This is a genomic window from Pedobacter caeni, from assembly GCF_900129215.1.
Taxonomy (GTDB): Bacteria; Bacteroidota; Bacteroidia; order Sphingobacteriales; family Sphingobacteriaceae; genus Pedobacter; species Pedobacter caeni.
In genome coordinates, this window is sequence record NZ_FQUQ01000002.1 from 1,504,416 (window position 1) to 1,521,764 (window position 17,349).

Consider the following 17,349-nt stretch of genomic DNA (forward strand, 5'->3'; position numbering starts at 1 on the left):
CCTATTAAGAATGAAGCCACAATTAATCAGGTTGGCGGATAACTTCGTGAGCTCATTTCATGTGCGATTCGACCGTTCCGCAACCATCAATAACTTTTTGCATTACCACCTGGAGTCCGAATTGGTCTACATTAAGCAGGGGAAAGGGAAGTGGATCATCGGGGATCAGGAGCAAAGATTTGCAGAGGGCGATGTACTGCTGATTGGTCCCGGCTTAGCTCACCAGTGTCAGTTTGATGAACCTTACCTCAGCGGAAATGAAGGAGGGAATGTAGAGGTATTTGTCATTCATTTTGCTGAAAATTTCTGGGGTACAGAATTTCTCTTTCTACCCGAAAATATAGTCCTGAGAACCTTATTTGAAAAATCAAAAAGGGGCGTTTTTCTAAAGGACAGTACCAACAGATATATTGGTTACCTGATGAACCGTATTGTCCATGTGAAGGGCGCTGCAAGAATCCTGTTGCTGATGGATGTGCTGTTATATATTGGTGATCTGTATAAGGAAAAGAATCTGATTTGTCCTGCAGCATTGGTTCAGGTTACCTCAGGGACAAGAAACAAACCGATCCATATCATCTGTGATTATATCCTGGCCAATTTCAGGAGGAAGATAGAAATAGAAGAAATGGCAAGGATTGCCAACATCAGCCCGAATTCTTTTTGCCGGTATTTTAAAGCAGAAACCGGACTTACCTATATGCGCTTTCTGATCGGGGCCCGGTTGAAACATGCTTGTCAGCTTTTAGAAAAGGGGGATTTGAGTGTCAAGCAGGTGAGCTATGAAAGTGGCTTTTCCAATCTCGCAAGCTTTCACCGCCATTTCAAAGAGCGGAAAGGGATGAGCCCCTTGAGCTACCAGAAGCAACAATACCAGGATCATCATAAACTTCTTAACCTACATTAACCTTTTGCCTTAATCTACTCCATTGTTTGGCTTTAATGGGCCTCCTACCTTTATCCCATTGAAAAAAACTAAAATTTAAATATTATGGCAGTATTAACAAGGATCAATTCTAATGAGGTAGCAATCCTCCTGATCGACCACCAAAGTGGCTTATTCCAAACCGTTAAAGATATTGACGTGACCGCATTGCGTAACAATGTAGCCGCTCTTGCAAAAGTAGCTGCGATTGAAAATATTCCGGTATTTACAACTGCTTCGGAACCTAAAGGACCGAATGGTCCCCTGATGCCTGAAATTCATGAACTGGCTCCTCATGCGGTATATATTCCGCGCAATGGCGAGATCAATGCCTGGGATACCCCGGCCTTTGCAGATGCAGTTCGAAAATCAGGTAAAAAGAAACTGATTATTGCAGGTGTCTTAACCAGCGTGTGTGTGGCATTTCCTTCCATCTCTGCTAAGGCAGAAGGATTTGAGGTATTTGCGGTAACTGATGCTTCAGGTGATATGAGCCTGATGTCTTCACAGACCACAATCGCACGTTTGGCGCTGGCAGATGTGGTGCCTATCAGCACAGTAGCAGTATTGGGTGAAATTCAGAAAACATGGAACCGTGCAGACGCATTGGAATTTGCTTCCGCTTATTCAAAAGTAATGCCTCCATATCAATCACTTATCGAAAGTTACCAAAAGGCGGTAAGCGTAGGTAAAGGAGAATAAAACAAGATCTTCTTGCTTCATCAGGCTTTGGGTGCTGAATCGTTTGGGGATTCAGCACTCAAAGCCTTTTGCTTTAAATGGGCAGAAGTTTTATCTTCGTGATGTTTACACAATTCAGCTTGTTTACACATCTCCCTTCTTATGAACCATAACCTCCTTTTAGACAGTATCGCAAAGCACATCCATCTTGATGAAGAAGAAACCGCACTTTTTCTTTCTTTTATCCAGCCAAAGAAAGTACGAAAAAAGCAATACCTGTTATTGGAAGGGGAGGTCAACCGTTTCGGGATGTTCGTCACCTCCGGATGCCTGAGGAGTTATAACCTGGATGAAAATGGGTTCCAGTATATCCAGCAGTTTGCGCCTGAAGGATGGTGGATGGGCGACATGTACAGCCTGATTACCCAGGAGCCCGGTCATTTGTACATTGATGCCCTTTTCGATTCAGAGTTACTCCTCATTTCAAAAACCAATCTGGAAAGACTGTATAAAGAAGTCCCTAAATTCAATTATTACTTCAGGATTCTGGCAGAAAAATCACTGGTTTCTTACCAGACCCGTGCCATGGAAAACCTCCGTTTGACGGCCAAAGAACGTTACGAAAAATTCTGTCTGAGATACCCCACACTGGTGGATTGTCTTTCTCAAAAACAGGTGGCTGCTTATATCGGCGTTACTCCCGAATTCCTGAGTAAAATGCTCCACTCTGAACCGGAGCTTAAGCCCTGATCTCTTAACCTGCATTAACTATTTTGCTTAATCTACGTTATTTTTTATGATGTTTTTACCGGATAAATTTGTCCTGGATTAAAAACAAATATCATGAGTAGCTTACCTATCAGAGATCAAAAAAATGATCACCTTTTAACACCGGAAAATGCAGCGTTAATCATTATCGATTATCAGCCGGTTCAGGTGAATTCAATTGCTTCAATGGACAGACAGTTATTGGTTAACAACATTGTCGGTGTAGCAAAAATGGCAAAGCTGTATAACTTGCCAATTATCCTTTCCACGGTCAATGTGAAAACAGGTTTAAATTTCGAAACCATTCCTCAGTTGCGTAAAGAGATGACAGGAATCCCATCTTATGACCGTACCACGATCAACGCCTGGGAAGATGCAGAATTTCTCGAAGCCGTAAAAAATACAGGCAGAAAGAAACTGATCATGACTGCTTTATGGACCGAAGCCTGTCTTTCTTTCCCAACGTTGGATGCCTTGAAAGAAGGTTATGAGGTTTATCCGGTGGTTGATGCCGTTGGTGGAACTTCATTGGCAGCCCATGATGCTGCATTGAGGAGGATGGAGCAGGCAGGTGCACAACCGGTAAGTGTAGCGCAGTTGTTCTGTGAATTACAGCGAGATTGGGCAAGATCAGAAACCGTTCCCGGATTTATGAAATTATTTATCGAAACAGGTGGTACCGCAGGGATCCAGTTCTCGTACGATAAATCAGAATAGTTTAACTTTAATTACCTGGCCCGGCAGCGCTTCAATCCTGTCGGGCTTTGTTAGATACAACCCCGATGAAGAAGAAAATAGCAGGTGTTTACAGCAGTAATTATAACCATGCGGTAGGAGATGGCTTTAAAGTCATTAACATCTTCCCTAATGGCAATGACCTGGGTGATAAAATGAGCCCTTTTTACATGATCGATTACCAACCGGAAACCTGGTATGAGCCAACTGAGAAAAAGCGCGGAGTAAATGTTCACCCGCATCGTGGGATAGAGCCGGTTACTTTAGTGTACCAGGGTGCAGTTGCCCATGCAGACAGTGTCGGACATAGTGGAATTGTTGGTCCCGGAGATGTACAATGGATGACTGCCGGAAAAGGGATCCTTCATAAGGAATATTTTGAAGAAGAATTTTCCCGTAAAGGAGGCAATCTGCAAATGATCCAGGTCTGGACGATCTTGCCTAAAGCAAGTAAATTTGTGGAACCTAATTATCAGACCCTGCTGAAGAATGAGATTAAAAAGATAATACTGGAAAATGGAGAAGTCAGGGTAATCGCAGGAAATTATCAGGGTACCGAAAGCCAGATACATACTTACAGCCCGATGAACCTGTTTGATGTGACTTTGAATAAAAAGGGAGGGATGAAAATAGATTGCCCCTCAGACTATAACATGGGGATCTTTATATTAGAAGGCAAACTGAAGCTGAACGATGTGGAAGCAGGAAAAGAGCAGTTTGTATTGTTCGGGAATGAGGGAGAGACGGTAGATATCCTGGCGATCGAAGATGCTAAATTTTTAGTGTTGAATGGCAAGCCTTTAAATGAACCGGCAGTTCACAAGGGGCCATTTGTCATGAATAGCGAAGAGGAAATTGAACAGGCTTATGCCGATGCCGCCGCCGGGAAATTCGGGTACCTGGAAGCAGAGGAAGTCTAATTATTTGTAAAAGCGCCTTCCTTGATCCAGGAAAGACGCTTTTTAGGTTAAAGATTGTCTTTTAAAAATTGGTATTCACAATCAACTGGCTTTTGGTGGCATCAATGAAATCCAATGGGATGATTCCATATCTTCCATGAGCAGCACCAGTGAAATAAGTATTGATCTTCGGGTTAATGGAATTGGCTACCGTATTGATGTTCGGGATTCCAAAAATCCCCGGTTTGTAACCACTGCCATAGTTTACATATAACCTGTTCTCCGTGCTGTTTTTTGCCTCATTTAAAAGCGATTCTACCTTTGTCCATTTGGCATTCAGGTCTTCTACTTTATAATAATCCTGAATTTTTAGATTTGCAGCAGGATTGTTGATCTCAAAAGTAGTATTGTCTGCCCAGTTCGTAGCATCAATTCCTTTTGTCGTTCCTGCACTGAATCTTCTCAATAATTTGATCTTGCCACGAACAGATCCTAAGGTCGAAATGCCATTCCCTAAATCCCATTTCGAAGCATTCTGCGCTACATAAGCATCAAAGGTTTGTTCGAAACTACGGGTATTGTCAGTTGGTGTATGCTCTTCTTTTACACTCATAATGATCGTTTCTGTAGGATTGTTATTCAGAAAGCTGATACAGGCATTCAGGACATCATCAAAATTTAAGTTCTGATAGATGGCACCATGGTGAATGGTAAAGCCATTGCCAATGTGTCTGCAGCGGATGTCCAGATACCGCACACCAGCAGTAAGCTGTTCTGCAATACTTAGATTCTGTGTTTTTGCAGTTCCTGAAATAGGTTCGTTTCTGGCTCCTGAATCATGGGTGCCGGGAATAGAAAGCTGGGCAAGGTTGAGGTCATTGGATAAAGCACCCATCCAGTTGCTCATCGTGAAGTTGTTGACCGTAGGAAGGGCCATGATGGATTTCTCCGACTTTAACGTGAGCTGGGAGTTTTCAGTGTCCTGCTTCTTACAAGCGGTAAAGGAAATGGTTGCTGCCAGGATTAACTGGACTTTTAGGGATGTGATTTTCATAATAAATTAAAGGTTTGATTTAAATATTAAGATAGGTAATTAAAATGGTCTGCTTAAGCGTTTTAGTGTTTTGTATGAAAAGGAATGGAGAGCTGGCTTAAAGATTTTAAGATCATAGGATGGATGCTTTGTTTAGGTTGTAAATAAACGCTCCTGTCATTAAAAGGATGTTAATCCGGGATTAAAGTTTGAGGTTGACTGAAAACATATTCATTTCTTAACCTTGATTAAGTTTTTTCGCCTCACTTCTTATCCTATATCAATGTGGGGGAATAAAGGGGTAGGTATCTTTGTATACAATAATTCAAACAACAACTGGTTAAGAAAGGTTGACTAAGAAAAACCCATAAATACCAGCAGAAGTTGAGAATGATTGCTTAAAAAACAAGGAGAAACAACATGAAAAAGTTAATTGAAAAAATCGTGACAAATTCTGGCAGACCGCATATGGTTGGTGATGGATTCAGGGTATTTAATTATATCCCCGGAGCAGGCATTCCTCAGGAGAGAATAAGTCCGTTTTTACTTTTGGACTTTAATCCGGAATACGATTTCGGTCCTTCAAATCACATGAGGGGAGTAGGTGTCCATCCACATAAAGGTTTTGAAACCGTAACGATCGCTTATAAAGGAACCGTTGCCCATCACGACAGTACAGGAAGTTCAGGAATCATCAATTCCGGCGATGTACAATGGATGACTGCAGGAAATGGAATCTTGCACAAAGAATACCATGAAGAAGCCTTCTCGAAAAAAGGTGGTCCTTTTGAAATGGTGCAGTTATGGGTAAATCTTCCTAAAAAAGATAAATCTACAGCGCCACATTATCAGGAATTGACTGCCGCAGGAATGGGTAAAATAGAATTGGCAGATGGTGCCGGAGTAGTGAATGTCATTGCCGGAAACTTTAATGGCGTTGCAGGACCTGCACAAACGTATAGCCCGGTGAATTTGTTCGACATTAAGTTGAATGAAGGTGGGGAAGTAAGCACCAGCATCCAGGCCGGACACAATACCGCATTATTGGTGGTCAACGGAAGTGTGGAAGTCAATGGCGAGATGGCCGGAGAACACAGCTTTGTATTGTTCAGAAATGAAGGAGAAGAGGTCCACATTAAAGCCAATCAGAAAAGTGTTATCTTGGTATTGAGCGGAGAACCTTTGAACGAGCCTATCGTAAGTTATGGTCCGTTTGTAATGAACACAGAAGAAGAAATCAGTCAGGCTATCGTTGATTTCAATATGGGTAAATTTGGTGAACTAGCAGATTAACAATTAAATATTTAAAGATATGAATGAGGAATATGTAGCGCTTCCCCTGGTTAAGAACCAGGAAGCTAAACGTTTTGAACTTAAGGTGGGTGAGTATACCACATTTATCGACTATAAAGAGCACGATAAAAAGATCTGGCTGATCCATACCGAAGCTCCTGAAGAATTGCAGGGCAAAGGTGCCGCAACAGCAGTGATCGAGAAAACCCTGAACTATATCGAAGAAAACGGATATACACTTATTCCTTTATGTCCGCTGGTTGCGGCATATCTGAAACGTCATCCGGATTGGAATAGAATTGTAGATGCAAGTGTTAAACCTCATTAAGAGGTTTAACACTTTAAATAAACAGAGATGTCTGAATCTTACGAAGTAAAGCATAACAAGGAGAAGCTTCAGTTTGAAGTAGCCTTAGATGGGGAGATAGCGGTGCTTTCTTATCGCTTGTATAAAAAAGATATTGCAATGATGCATACGACGGTGCCCAAAGAAATGGAGGGAAAAGGCATTGCCTCTGCACTGGCAAGATTTGCTTTTCAATATGCTGAAGATCAGCATAAGCTGGTCATGGTTTATTGCCCTTTTGTTTCCGGATTTATCAAAAAACATCCGGAATACCGCAAACAGCTTGATCCCGAGTATCACAGAAATAAATAAAAGAAATCAAACAGACCCTCCTGATAAAAAATGGAAAAAAAATATATTCTGACCGAACCTTTAGTTGCCAGCATTGCTGAGGTAAAATACCAGACCACGATCACATGGAGAAATGGTACATTACTTTCTGATGAGCCGGTAAGTTTAGGCGGACAGGACCTTGGTCCTGATCCTTATACTTTACTCTTGTCTTCTTTGGCGAGTTGTACCCTGGCCACCCTCCGTATGTACATCGCCCGCAAGGAATGGACAATTCCTGAAATCACTGTTAAGGCCAACCTTTTCCAGAGAATCGAAAATGGAAAACTAGTGACCACGATTGAAAGGGCCATCTTTTTCAATCAGCCAATGGAATCAGAACAAAAAGACAGGTTGCTGAAAATCGCACAATCCTGTCCGATTTCCAAAATTCTAAAGAACGAAGTGATCGTCGTAGACGATGTCTTTTAATTAGAAATATCCAACTGTTACCCTCATAATAAATAAATCTGCATTGCTTTTATGCAGGTTTATTATTGAAAATTTGTGTGTTCAATTAATCAAAGAGATCACATGAATGAGCTATTAAAAAAAGACCTGAATGAGCTGGACCTGATCTTGAATCAGGTAAAGGCCGAAGGACTTGAGTTTCTAACCGGGATTAACAACAGACCAACCAGCATTAGTAATCAGGAGATCGCATACCAACATCTGGAAGAACAGGGAACGGGTGCAATCCACGCACTTGCAGAATTTAAATCCCGTTTTGACCAGATCATCGTGGCCTCAACCGGACCGCGTTATTGGGGTTTTGTGACGGGTGGATCTACTCCGGCAGCAATTGTGGGAGATTGGCTGGCTACAGTGTACGACCAGAATACCCAGACCATTAAAGGACAAGGTGACATTTCTGCAATTATTGAACTGGAAACAGTTCGCCTCTTGCTGCAATTGCTGGGACTTCCTGATGATGCTTATCTTGGTGGTTTTGTAACGGGTGCAACGATGTCGAACTTTACCTGTCTGGCTGTCGCCCGGCAATGGTTAGGGAAACAAAATGGCTATGATATTGCCAAAGAAGGAATTTCAGGAAAGTTGAAAGTCTTATCGGCAACACCGCATTCTTCATCGGTAAAATCACTCGCTTTATTAGGATTCGGCAGTCAGAACCTCATTAAGGTAAAGGTGATGCCAGGCAACAGGGAAGCCATGGATCTGCAGGACCTGGAAAAACAAATCCTGGAATTAAATGGGGCTCCCTTTATCCTGATCTCCAGCGGAGGTACCGTAAATACCGTTGACTTTGATGATTTTGAGGGTATTCTGAAGTTAAAAGAAAAATACAATTTCTGGTGGCATATGGATGCGGCTTTTGGTGCTTTTGCCGCCTGTGCTCCGGCCTATAGCCATTTGCTGAAAGGATGGGAGCAGGCAGACAGCATCACCATCGATTGTCATAAATGGTTAAATGTTCCTTATGAAAATGCCTTTTTCCTGGTTAAAAAGGAACATCGTTTACTACAGATGGAGAGTTTTCAAAATTCGAATGCCCCTTATCTTGGCGATCCGCTGGAAAATTTTAATTACCTGAATTTCCTGCCTGAAAATTCCAGACGCTTAAAGGCGCTACCTGCCTGGTTTTCTCTGAAGGCCTATGGCACTAAAGGGTATCAGGACATTGTGGAAGGCTGCATTGCCAGGGCAATGGAACTGGCGGCATTTATAGAAAAAAGTGACGTTTTTGAACTTTTAGCTCCGGTGAGGTTAAATACGGTTTGTTTTACCCTCAAAGAAGAGGAGCAGGTGTTTGAGTTCCTGAGCGCTTTAAATGCAAAAGGAATTGTATTTATGACACCAACTGTTTATCGTGGGAAACAGGCGGTCAGGGCTGCGTTTGTCAACTGGAGAACTACCGAAAACGATGTTTTGATGGCAATTGATTCCATGGAACAGACCCTGAGGGAATTTTAAGATCTGTTCTGGAAATTTAGTTTTCTGTTCTGGCAGACCAGGAACCATTTTCTTTTGTGGCGATCAGTAAGGCTTCACCAGCCCCGTCTATCTCATGGAGCAGTGTGCCATCAGCAGACCAGATCGCGCTTCGGCCGGCAGCATCATAGCCTCCGGATGGAGCGCCATAATTAGACAGGATCACTGTTAGCTGAAATTCTGAAGCATAACTTTGTAAGAAAGCGGCATCCGTCGCATAGCCATTCTTACTGATCAATGCACTGGGAAAATAAACGCTGCTCTTGCTGGCAGAAGCCTTGGCTGCATGTTCATGATGGGTCAGATCAGCACAGATGGCACAAAATATACTTTCTTCGTTCAAATGAACGATCACGTCTCTCTGCGCTGTCTCTGCACTGAAAAAGACATCTTCAGAACCCAGATGAAGAAACTGTTTGGTATACAGATCTGTTTTTCCATCAGGATAAAAAAGGAAAGAACCAATGTGTAAGCCGGTCGCTGATCTTGCAGGAGCGCCAATGAGGATAATGATGCCCTGTTCTTTTGCAGCCTGGGAGAAAACATTCAAACGTTCATCCCCTAAGGTAAACGCCAGCTCCTCAGCCAGGTCCATTTCATATCCTGTTAATGACAATTCCGGGAAGCAGATCAATGCGGCCTGATGTTGCGCTGCACGCTCAATCATTTGCAGGTGTGTTCTGGTATTGGCCGCTACATCACCCCTTATAGAAATGGATTGGGCTGCAGCAATAATGGTGGTGGTATTATCCTTCATTTTGTTGTTTTAACCAGTTTTCTTTAGAGATTTCAAACCAATCACATTTGATCCCTTCGTGGTCAAAATGTTCCGTGATTATAAGTCCTGACTTTTGCAATGCATGCCTTGAACCTGCATTTTCTCCATGTGCCATCGCATATACATGGCTCAGGTTGAGCGTTTCAAAGGCATATTTTAAAGATGCTTTTGCAGTTTCTGTTGCATATCCTTTTCCCCAGTGTTGTTTGAGAAAACGGTAACCCACTTCATAAAAATGAACCCGGTTGTTGGTTGTTGTGGTGATGAATTTTAAACCACTCCAACCCAGAAATTCATTACTTTCTTTATCAATAACTGCCCATCTGCCAATTCCATTATCCTCATATTGCTGTCTGATGAACCTGATGTTTTCTTCACTTTGCGACAGTTGTGTATAAGGTTTGTTTCCTAAGTATAAATGAACTTCAGGATCTGAATCCATTTCAAACATCTTCTGGCTGTCAGACATCAGCAGTTCCCTCATGATGATCCGATCTGTTTCTGCAAAAATTTTCATTAGTATATCTATCCTTTTTATTGATTTTTAATTGTTCTCAAGAGCGTTCCTGAGCTCAGTTCAGCGGTCATTCCTAAATTCTTTATGGTATTGTGTTGAGGCCCAAAATTGGCAAAAATCTCCTGCAATTGATATGCTAAATATTTTTATTTGTAAATAAGCTTTTGTTTCTATAGTTTAAGGAAGAAAAATATGCTTAATATTGAGTTTTTATTGCCATGAAAATCAAGAAGATAACAACCGACCGCCTTTTTTTAATTCCATTTACCATTCCTATTGCGCAAGAAATATTAAATCAGCAATACACAATCTTATCTGGTATGGGACTAAAACCTGGAAAGGGATGGCCTGATGCAGATATGATGGAAACGCTGCCAAGAATTGTAAATAATCTTGAATTAGTGGACGAGCCCTCGGGCTTCGAATCCTGGCTTATTGTTGAAAAAGGCAGCAAGGAAATCATAGGAGATATCGGCTTTAAAGGAAAACCAGACGGAGAAGGAGCGGTAGACCTTGGTTATGGGATTGTCGATTCTGCAAGGCGTAAAGGTTATGCCGTTGAAGCAGGGGAAGGAATGATCAAATGGGCATTTAAGCAACAGCAGGTAAAGGTTATAACCGCCCGCTGTATGCATGTAAATGAAGGCTCAACAAAAACTTTGGAGCGTCTTGGCTTCTATCAGAAAATCATCAAAGAAGAAATGGTTCATTGGTTTCTGTTGAGAGAGCCGGGTTCAAAAAAAGAATCAGGTATCAGTGGCTAAATGTTCTGCTCTCAAAATTTGTAACCATATCAAAATTAGTTACTGCATTAAAATTTGTAACTGTACCCGAGGCGGAACACCTGTGTTTCCAAATAGTCTGTACTTTTCAGCTGAAAGCCATTGCCAGTAATCCTTTTACTGATTCGAAGGGTGTTTAGAACATCCGTTGCATTTAAAAACAGTTCGCCAGCGCCTTTCTGAATGTCTTTCTTTATTCCCATATCAAGAGAAAAGCGGGAGTCGATTTTGCCTTGAGGAATAATATCCGGTGCTAAATAGATCCCGGTAAGTTGTGCCTCAAATTTCTGTGGCAGCTTAAATGCCCCGTTAACCTTTAGATTTCCGGAAATCAATTGCTGCCTGGGCGCTGAATATGCAACAGAAACCGGGTATTTATTCTCTACGCTGAAAGCATTAATCGTATTCTGATATATATTGGCATTGGTATTCAGGGAAAGCCAGTCTGTCAGTTTCTGTTGAAAAATCAATTCCAGTCCCGAATTGTAGCTGCGTCCGGCATTTTGAAATATATTATAGAGAAGGGTGCTCCCGGGTGCCTGAGTGGCAATTCTGGTAATGGTTCCATCTGTAATCCGGTGGTACAATGCGGTGTATAAATTACCTTTGTCCCAATTGTTTTTATATCCAAGTTCGAAACTGCTCGTAAACTGAGGGCGAAGGGCTGGGTTTCCTACTTTGATCAGCTCCGGTTCATCGTATTTCGGAAATATCCGGATGTCTACTTCATTAGGTCTGTCTATACGGTAATTATAAAAGACAGAAAACTTATTCCTTTCATCCAGTTTATAGGCGAGGCGTAAATTAGGATAGGGTTTGGTGTATTCATAACCGTCGCTTTTGTAGGTGTTGTGACCAGGATTCACTTTATAATCTACTTTAACATATTCGAGCCTTAATCCGGCCTCCAGTTCAAATTTATTGCTCTCGAAAACATAATTTCCGTAAAGTGCAGGGATCGTTTCTTTATAATCTGCCCAACCTCCGGCATTGACATCTAAAGGCGAATTTAAGCCTGGAAAGAACTGCATGTTTACAGGAATGCTTCTGCTGCGGAACTTCAGGCCTCCTTCAATCCGGCCGTATTTTAAAGGACGTACATAATCCACATTCAGGTCTGAAACCCTTTCATCAGAAAGGAGCTTAAAGGAATCTTCCCCGGTAAAAGAAGGCATGATATTGGTAAAGAAGTATTTTTCATCCTCTCTGTGAAAGGTATAATTGAAGCTGGCATTTAACTGATGACCAGGTTGTTCAAAATGATGCGAATAGTTTGCTGAAGCAGTTGCTGTATATTTCACTTCATCCTCCAGAAATTGCCATAACCTCAGGCGTTCCATGTTGAGGCTGTTAAAATAGGGGATATCCCCACGGTCGGTGATCTTTTCTCTGTTAAACAATGCCGATACATTGAAGGTATTGTTTGCATTGATAGTCCAGTCCATCCCTGTTTTTGCAGTCGCAAAAGTGGTGATGCGGTTTCTTTTTACCTGTTGTTGAATCTGCTCCCCATTGTCGTAGGTTCTTTCTGCAAACTCATTTCTGTTTAGTGTTTGTGTGTAGAGCCAATCTCCCTGGAAAAAGGTGTTGACCTTATTTTTTCGGTAATTGAGCGATAACGAAGGGTTGAGTTTTGGTGTACCCTGGTATTGTGGACGAATTCCAGGCAGGTTCTCTTTCCTTTGCCACAATGCGCCTAAACCTGCAGATAAGCCGATTTTTCCATTAAAACCTTCCTGTTTATTTTTCTTATAAATGATATTGATGATTCCGGCATTGCCATTGGCATCAAATTTTGCAGATGGGTTGTTGATGATTTCAATACGTTCAATGGCGGATGCCGGAATGTTGTCTAAGCTGGTTTGTCCGCCAAAACCAGTGATGGCGCTTTGTTTTCCATCTATCAATATGGCGACTTTATCACTTCCTCTGAGTTCCAGTTTTCCATCAGAAGTAGTGGTTACCCCTGGCAGGTTTTTCATCGCCTGTAACACCGAGCCTCCCGCCTGACTGATATTTGCGGCAACAGAAAAGCTTTTTTTGTCCATCTTTGCATTCAGTCCATCTTGTTGCTGGCCACTAATGACCACCTCTTTCAATGCTTTTGCATCTTCCTGAAGTTCTATAATTCCAAGGTCCTGAAAATTACTGAGGTTGCCCAATAGTACCGGTTGTATTCTGGTGGTGTAGCCAACATAAGAGATGGCTAATAAGTAATTTCCGCTTTTTATGCCTTCCATACTGAAAAGACCATGGTCATTGCTCAGTCCTCCGGCTACAAAACTGCTGTCTTTTGCATTTTTTAATAAGACGTTTACAAAAGGAATAGTGGTTTTACTTTTAGCATCTTTAATTGTCCCTGAAAGAGTCACAGTATGAACCTGAGACCAGGACGCAAATGGAAGAAAAATCAATAGGACAAGGAGGTGCTTTATTTTAATCATCATAGGTAGCATTTTTCTATAAGGAAGTTTTATAGCGTAAAGATGCCTGCCAATTTTGAAGGAATTCTGGAGTTTGGATGTAAAATAAAAACCGTTGCAATGAATGGTCATCGCAACGGTTTAATTGAATATAGGTCGTGTTTTCAACCTTATATCATGGTGTTTTTTATATCGTTTTAGGCGTGTAGACTTTGACTACGCCATCTTTTTCACTGCTGACAATTAACAGGCTCTTTTTTGTCGGACTGTTTTTAGGGGAGATGAAAAGAACTCCTTCGGGTTCTACACCGGTTTTTAATATCTGAAGAAAGACAGGTGCAGCAGGATTGCTGACATCATAAGTAGCCAGGGAAGTAGCCCGTTCCATTCCTACGAAAGCCAGTTTTTTATTTCCTACAGTTCCAATTGCAATTCCTTCCGGTTCTACCCCTTTGTCGTCGCTTCTTAGGTCATCATACAGATTTTCAGCTATGGCTTTGAGCTCAAGCTCATTTTTACTATCGTAAACCTGAGCACCGGTATTGCCATTCCACACACTGAATGAACGTGCACCAAATGAGTAAAGCTCATCGTAATCACCGTCTCCATCGGTATCTCCCAAAGTCGGTGTGATGTTTAGCCTTCCAAGCTGCTCGTCTTTCTGTAATATGCTTGCGGTAGGGAATACGGTCGGGTCTAATTTGATATCTTTATCTTTAATTCTTTTCGCTTCAACATAGCCTCCTACTCCCGTATACTCTCTGGCATCACCTTCATTTGCTGTAAACAGATAGGGGGTGCCACCGGATTCCAATAAGGCAATAGCATCTGGTTGATACATGCCTTTTACCGGCCATTTTCCTAAAACTTTAGCATTGTCTTTGTCGCTGGGATCAATCTCATTTCCAGCCACATTGTAATCCTTGAACCCTAATGGGAAGATATCGGTAATGGTTTTAGCTGCAATATTGATTTTAGCAATCGCATTGTTTTCCTGCAGCGTTACCCAAGCCGTCTTGGAATCTTCAGAAATGGTAATGTATTCTGGTTCTATATCTTTTAAGAAATCTTTGCCCGGGCCAAAAATCCTGAATCCTTTTTTTGCAAGTTCATCTTTCTTTCCGGCAAAAGCACCAAAGTCAATCGTGTTGACTGCATAGTTTTCAGTCACCGAAATGATGGAAATCGTTCCAACAGGGTCTGTAGTATAATCTTGACTTGGTTCACCTTCATTGGCAGTTAACAGGTATTTGCCATCAGGAGAAAAGGTGATCATATCTGGTAACGCACCTACGGTAATCACTTTAATTTCACTGTAATCACTGGTTTTAAAGACAACGACTTTACCATTATCAGTTTTGTTGACCGACTCAATGGCTGCTGCTAATTTTCCATCATGAACACTTAAACTGTTCACCAGACCACCATAAGGAGTGATGCTGATGCTACTCAGCTTTGTCATCTTTGTTGGGTCTTTGAAATCGATCACATCTATCCTGTTGTTGCCTGTGGTATTGTTCACCACAAATAAACGGTTGGTGATCGGGTCAAAGGCAGTAATTTCTGCTGCACCTTCATCACCGATGTCGATGCTGCCAATCTCGGCAAAGGTTTTCGGATCTTCGTTGACAATGATTTCAGGCGTCTCTACCGGTATTTGTACGTTGTCTTTTTTACAGCTGATCAGGGCTGCTAACATTAAACCAAATAGTATGTTTCTTTTCATAGAACGGTTTTTTTCAGGTAAGGAAATGTGGCTTATTTTGTAAAATATATGGTGGTTCCAATCCGACAAAAGTAGGTTTGTGATGTTATCCCGTTTTAAGCTCCACATTACGATATTGTTAACGATGGACAGATTAATTATCATAAAATTGATCTGATTTTGGGCATAAAAATTGTACATCACCTGATCTGGACTAAAGGTTAATTTCAACAGATATGAACAATGCTTACTCAGAAGATCTGGACGATTCTCTATACAAAGGAGAAATGTTTCAGTCTTTTTTCAAGGACTCCCCTCAATCTGTTGTGATTAAGGCCAATGCGCCACATTACACCATTCTCGCGGTGAGTGACCGGTTTATAGAAATTTCCATGAAAAGCAGGGCGGAGTTGCTTGGACAAAACCTGTTTGACGTTTTTCCGGACAATACAAAGGACCCCTCGGGAAAGGAACGCGCACTGAAGGCCATTACCGAGGTCATGAAGACAAAAAAGAAAGTAGACCTCCCAATTTATAAATACGACATCTATTCCAGTGAAACAGGCAGAATGGAGCCTTTCTACTGGTCAAATTCCAATCAGCCTGTTTTCAACGCCGCAGGCAAGGTCTGTTACATCGTAAATACAACCACCAATGTAACCGCTCAGGTGATGCTCAAAGAAATGGCGGCTACTTCCGAAGAGAATCTGGTATTGCAGCAGCAACGCCTCAATAAAATGTTTCTGAAAGCGCCAATGGGGATGGCCTTGTATTCAAAAGATGATTTCATCATTGAATATGCAAACGAAGCCATTTGTAAGATGTGGAACAAAGGAGCACCTGAAGAGGTGCTTGGGCATTCTATATTTGAGTTAATTCCCTCGCTCCAGGAAGCAGGGTACAGGGAAATCTATAGTCAGGTGGTCAATACCGGTGTGCCTTATTTAAGTAAGGAATCCCCGGTCACGTACGACCGCAACGGGGTGATGGAAACCTATTATTTTGACCTGAATCTGGAACCTGTATATGGCCCAAAGAAGGAAATTACCGGAATGCTTTCCCTGGCAAACGAAGTAACCGAACAGGTGATCGCCAGAAAAGATATTGAAAATGCAGAAGAAAGACTTCGTCTTGCCTCTGAAGCTACCGGGATTGGAAGCTGGGACCTGAACCTTCAAACCCGTGAGATTATTTATTCTTCCAGTCTGGCCGATTTGTTTGGTTATCCCGGAGTCACAAACCTCAGTCATGAACAACTGCGTGCTGTCATCCATCCTGAAGATACAGGAGCGGTAGAAATCGCTTTTCAGACCGCGCTGATCTCAGGGAAATATAACTATCAGGCCAGGATCATTCGTCCGGACAAGGTCATCTACTGGATTAAAGTGATGGGAAAAGTGTTGTTTAGTAAGGAAGGTACGCCACTAAGGATGCTGGGGACAGTAATGGACATCACGGAAAGTAAACATGAGGAGATGCAAAAAAATGACTTTATTGCCATCGCCAGTCATGAGTTAAAAACGCCGCTGACTTCCCTAAAGGCTTATGCTCAGCTACTCAAAACAGGAAAAGGAGTGTCCGATCCTGTATTTGTAAATAGCATTGGGACGAGAATTGAAGGACAGATCAATAAAATGACGAAACTGGTCTATAGCTTTCTTGATTTGTCTAAAATTGAATCCAATAAGACCGAGCTGACAAAGGAACTGATCGACCTGAACCAGATCATTCAGGATGTGGCAAGCGATTATTTGTTTCAGGAGAAAAACCATCCGGTATCGTTTGATGCTGAAGAACTGCCGCTCATCATGGCCGACCGCCATAAGATCACCCAGGTGATGGATAACCTCATCAGTAATGCCATTAAATATTCTCCTCAGGGAGGAAAAGTGGAAGTCTCGGCCAAACTGCAAAATCAGGAAGTGTTGGTTTCTGTAATAGACCATGGAATTGGAATAGACAACAACCACACGTTAAAGATTTTCGATCGTTTTTATCGGATTGATGATCTGCAGGTAAAAAATGCTTCCGGTTTTGGTATTGGCCTTTACCTCTGTGCAGACATCATTGCCCGCCATAATGGGAAGATTGGCTTGAACAGCGAACCCGGTATTGGAAGTAATTTTTATTTCACCTTGCCGGTTCAGCCTAAGCACTAAATCACTAATTTTAAGACCATGTTGT

17 protein-coding genes are annotated in these 17,349 nt (G+C 41.9%); 12 read left to right on the forward strand and 5 right to left on the reverse strand.

Annotated elements, in window-relative coordinates; genetic code table 11:
- Positions 1-10: 10 nt before the first annotated feature.
- The 5 genes from BUC20_RS13745 (at position 11) to BUC20_RS13765 (ending at position 4,029) form a co-directional block, all read left to right on the forward strand.
- Positions 11-907: a helix-turn-helix domain-containing protein gene (locus BUC20_RS13745; RefSeq protein WP_073231566.1), complete on the forward strand. Its 897-nt coding sequence runs from the start codon at positions 11-13 to the stop codon at positions 905-907.
- 84 nt (positions 908-991) lie between these two features.
- On the forward strand, positions 992-1,627 hold the full coding sequence (locus BUC20_RS13750; RefSeq protein ID WP_073231567.1) for an isochorismatase family protein: 636 nt from the start codon (positions 992-994) through the stop codon (positions 1,625-1,627).
- 141 nt (positions 1,628-1,768) lie between these two features.
- The gene (locus tag BUC20_RS13755) at positions 1,769-2,356 is read left to right on the forward strand and encodes a Crp/Fnr family transcriptional regulator (RefSeq protein ID WP_073231568.1); all 588 of its coding nucleotides are present in this window, start codon (positions 1,769-1,771) and stop codon (positions 2,354-2,356) included.
- 93 nt (positions 2,357-2,449) lie between these two features.
- A complete protein-coding gene (locus BUC20_RS13760; RefSeq protein WP_073231569.1) occupies positions 2,450-3,091 on the forward strand; it encodes a hydrolase in 642 nt (213 codons plus the stop codon).
- Between the two features lie 65 nt (positions 3,092-3,156).
- Positions 3,157-4,029 carry a pirin family protein gene (locus BUC20_RS13765; protein WP_073231570.1) on the forward strand — a complete coding sequence of 291 codons (873 nt, stop codon included), beginning with the start codon at positions 3,157-3,159 and terminating at the stop codon, positions 4,027-4,029.
- Between the two features lie 61 nt (positions 4,030-4,090).
- Here BUC20_RS13765 and BUC20_RS13770 read toward each other — a convergent pair whose 3' ends face one another.
- Entirely contained in the window at positions 4,091-5,062 is a 972-nt protein-coding gene (locus BUC20_RS13770; protein WP_073231571.1) for a phosphatidylinositol-specific phospholipase C, read from the reverse strand.
- Positions 5,063-5,461: 399 nt separating this feature from the next.
- Here BUC20_RS13770 and BUC20_RS13775 point away from each other — a divergent pair, with 399 nt between their 5' ends.
- From BUC20_RS13775 to BUC20_RS13795, 5 genes are all read left to right on the forward strand, one after another.
- A complete protein-coding gene (locus tag BUC20_RS13775) occupies positions 5,462-6,334 on the forward strand; it encodes a pirin family protein (protein WP_073231572.1) in 873 nt (290 codons plus the stop codon).
- 19 nt (positions 6,335-6,353) lie between these two features.
- The gene (locus BUC20_RS13780) at positions 6,354-6,662 is read left to right on the forward strand and encodes a GNAT family N-acetyltransferase (protein ID WP_073231573.1); all 309 of its coding nucleotides are present in this window, start codon (positions 6,354-6,356) and stop codon (positions 6,660-6,662) included.
- Between the two features lie 27 nt (positions 6,663-6,689).
- Positions 6,690-6,992: a GNAT family N-acetyltransferase gene (locus tag BUC20_RS13785; protein ID WP_073231574.1), complete on the forward strand. Its 303-nt coding sequence runs from the start codon at positions 6,690-6,692 to the stop codon at positions 6,990-6,992.
- A gap of 30 nt (positions 6,993-7,022) precedes the next feature.
- Positions 7,023-7,442 carry an OsmC family protein gene (locus BUC20_RS13790; protein ID WP_073231575.1) on the forward strand — a complete coding sequence of 140 codons (420 nt, stop codon included), beginning with the start codon at positions 7,023-7,025 and terminating at the stop codon, positions 7,440-7,442.
- 102 nt (positions 7,443-7,544) lie between these two features.
- A complete protein-coding gene (locus tag BUC20_RS13795; RefSeq protein WP_073231576.1) occupies positions 7,545-8,942 on the forward strand; it encodes a pyridoxal phosphate-dependent decarboxylase family protein in 1,398 nt (465 codons plus the stop codon).
- Between the two features lie 16 nt (positions 8,943-8,958).
- On the opposite strand, the gene BUC20_RS13800 is transcribed toward BUC20_RS13795, so the two are convergent.
- Entirely contained in the window at positions 8,959-9,717 is a 759-nt protein-coding gene (locus BUC20_RS13800) for a carbon-nitrogen hydrolase family protein (RefSeq protein WP_073231577.1), read from the reverse strand.
- Positions 9,707-10,255 (reverse strand): GNAT family N-acetyltransferase, encoded by a 549-nt coding sequence (locus BUC20_RS13805; RefSeq protein ID WP_073231578.1) that lies wholly within the window; start codon positions 10,253-10,255, stop codon positions 9,707-9,709. Before BUC20_RS13805 ends, BUC20_RS13800 begins: the two co-directional genes overlap by 11 nt.
- A gap of 320 nt (positions 10,256-10,575) precedes the next feature.
- On the opposite strand from BUC20_RS13805, the gene BUC20_RS13810 reads away from it, so the two are divergent.
- A complete protein-coding gene (locus tag BUC20_RS13810) occupies positions 10,576-11,019 on the forward strand; it encodes a GNAT family N-acetyltransferase (protein WP_200800941.1) in 444 nt (147 codons plus the stop codon).
- A gap of 47 nt (positions 11,020-11,066) precedes the next feature.
- Here BUC20_RS13810 and BUC20_RS13815 read toward each other — a convergent pair whose 3' ends face one another.
- Together BUC20_RS13815 and BUC20_RS13820 are read right to left on the reverse strand one after the other, a co-directional pair.
- Positions 11,067-13,484, reverse strand: coding sequence for a TonB-dependent receptor (locus BUC20_RS13815; protein ID WP_073231580.1), 2,418 nt, complete (start codon positions 13,482-13,484; stop codon positions 11,067-11,069).
- A gap of 163 nt (positions 13,485-13,647) precedes the next feature.
- The gene (locus BUC20_RS13820; protein WP_073231841.1) at positions 13,648-15,186 is read right to left on the reverse strand and encodes a choice-of-anchor I family protein; all 1,539 of its coding nucleotides are present in this window, start codon (positions 15,184-15,186) and stop codon (positions 13,648-13,650) included.
- Between the two features lie 215 nt (positions 15,187-15,401).
- Here BUC20_RS13820 and BUC20_RS13825 point away from each other — a divergent pair, with 215 nt between their 5' ends.
- Positions 15,402-17,324, forward strand: coding sequence for a PAS domain-containing sensor histidine kinase (locus tag BUC20_RS13825; protein WP_073231581.1), 1,923 nt, complete (start codon positions 15,402-15,404; stop codon positions 17,322-17,324).
- Positions 17,325-17,349: the final 25 nt, after the last annotated feature.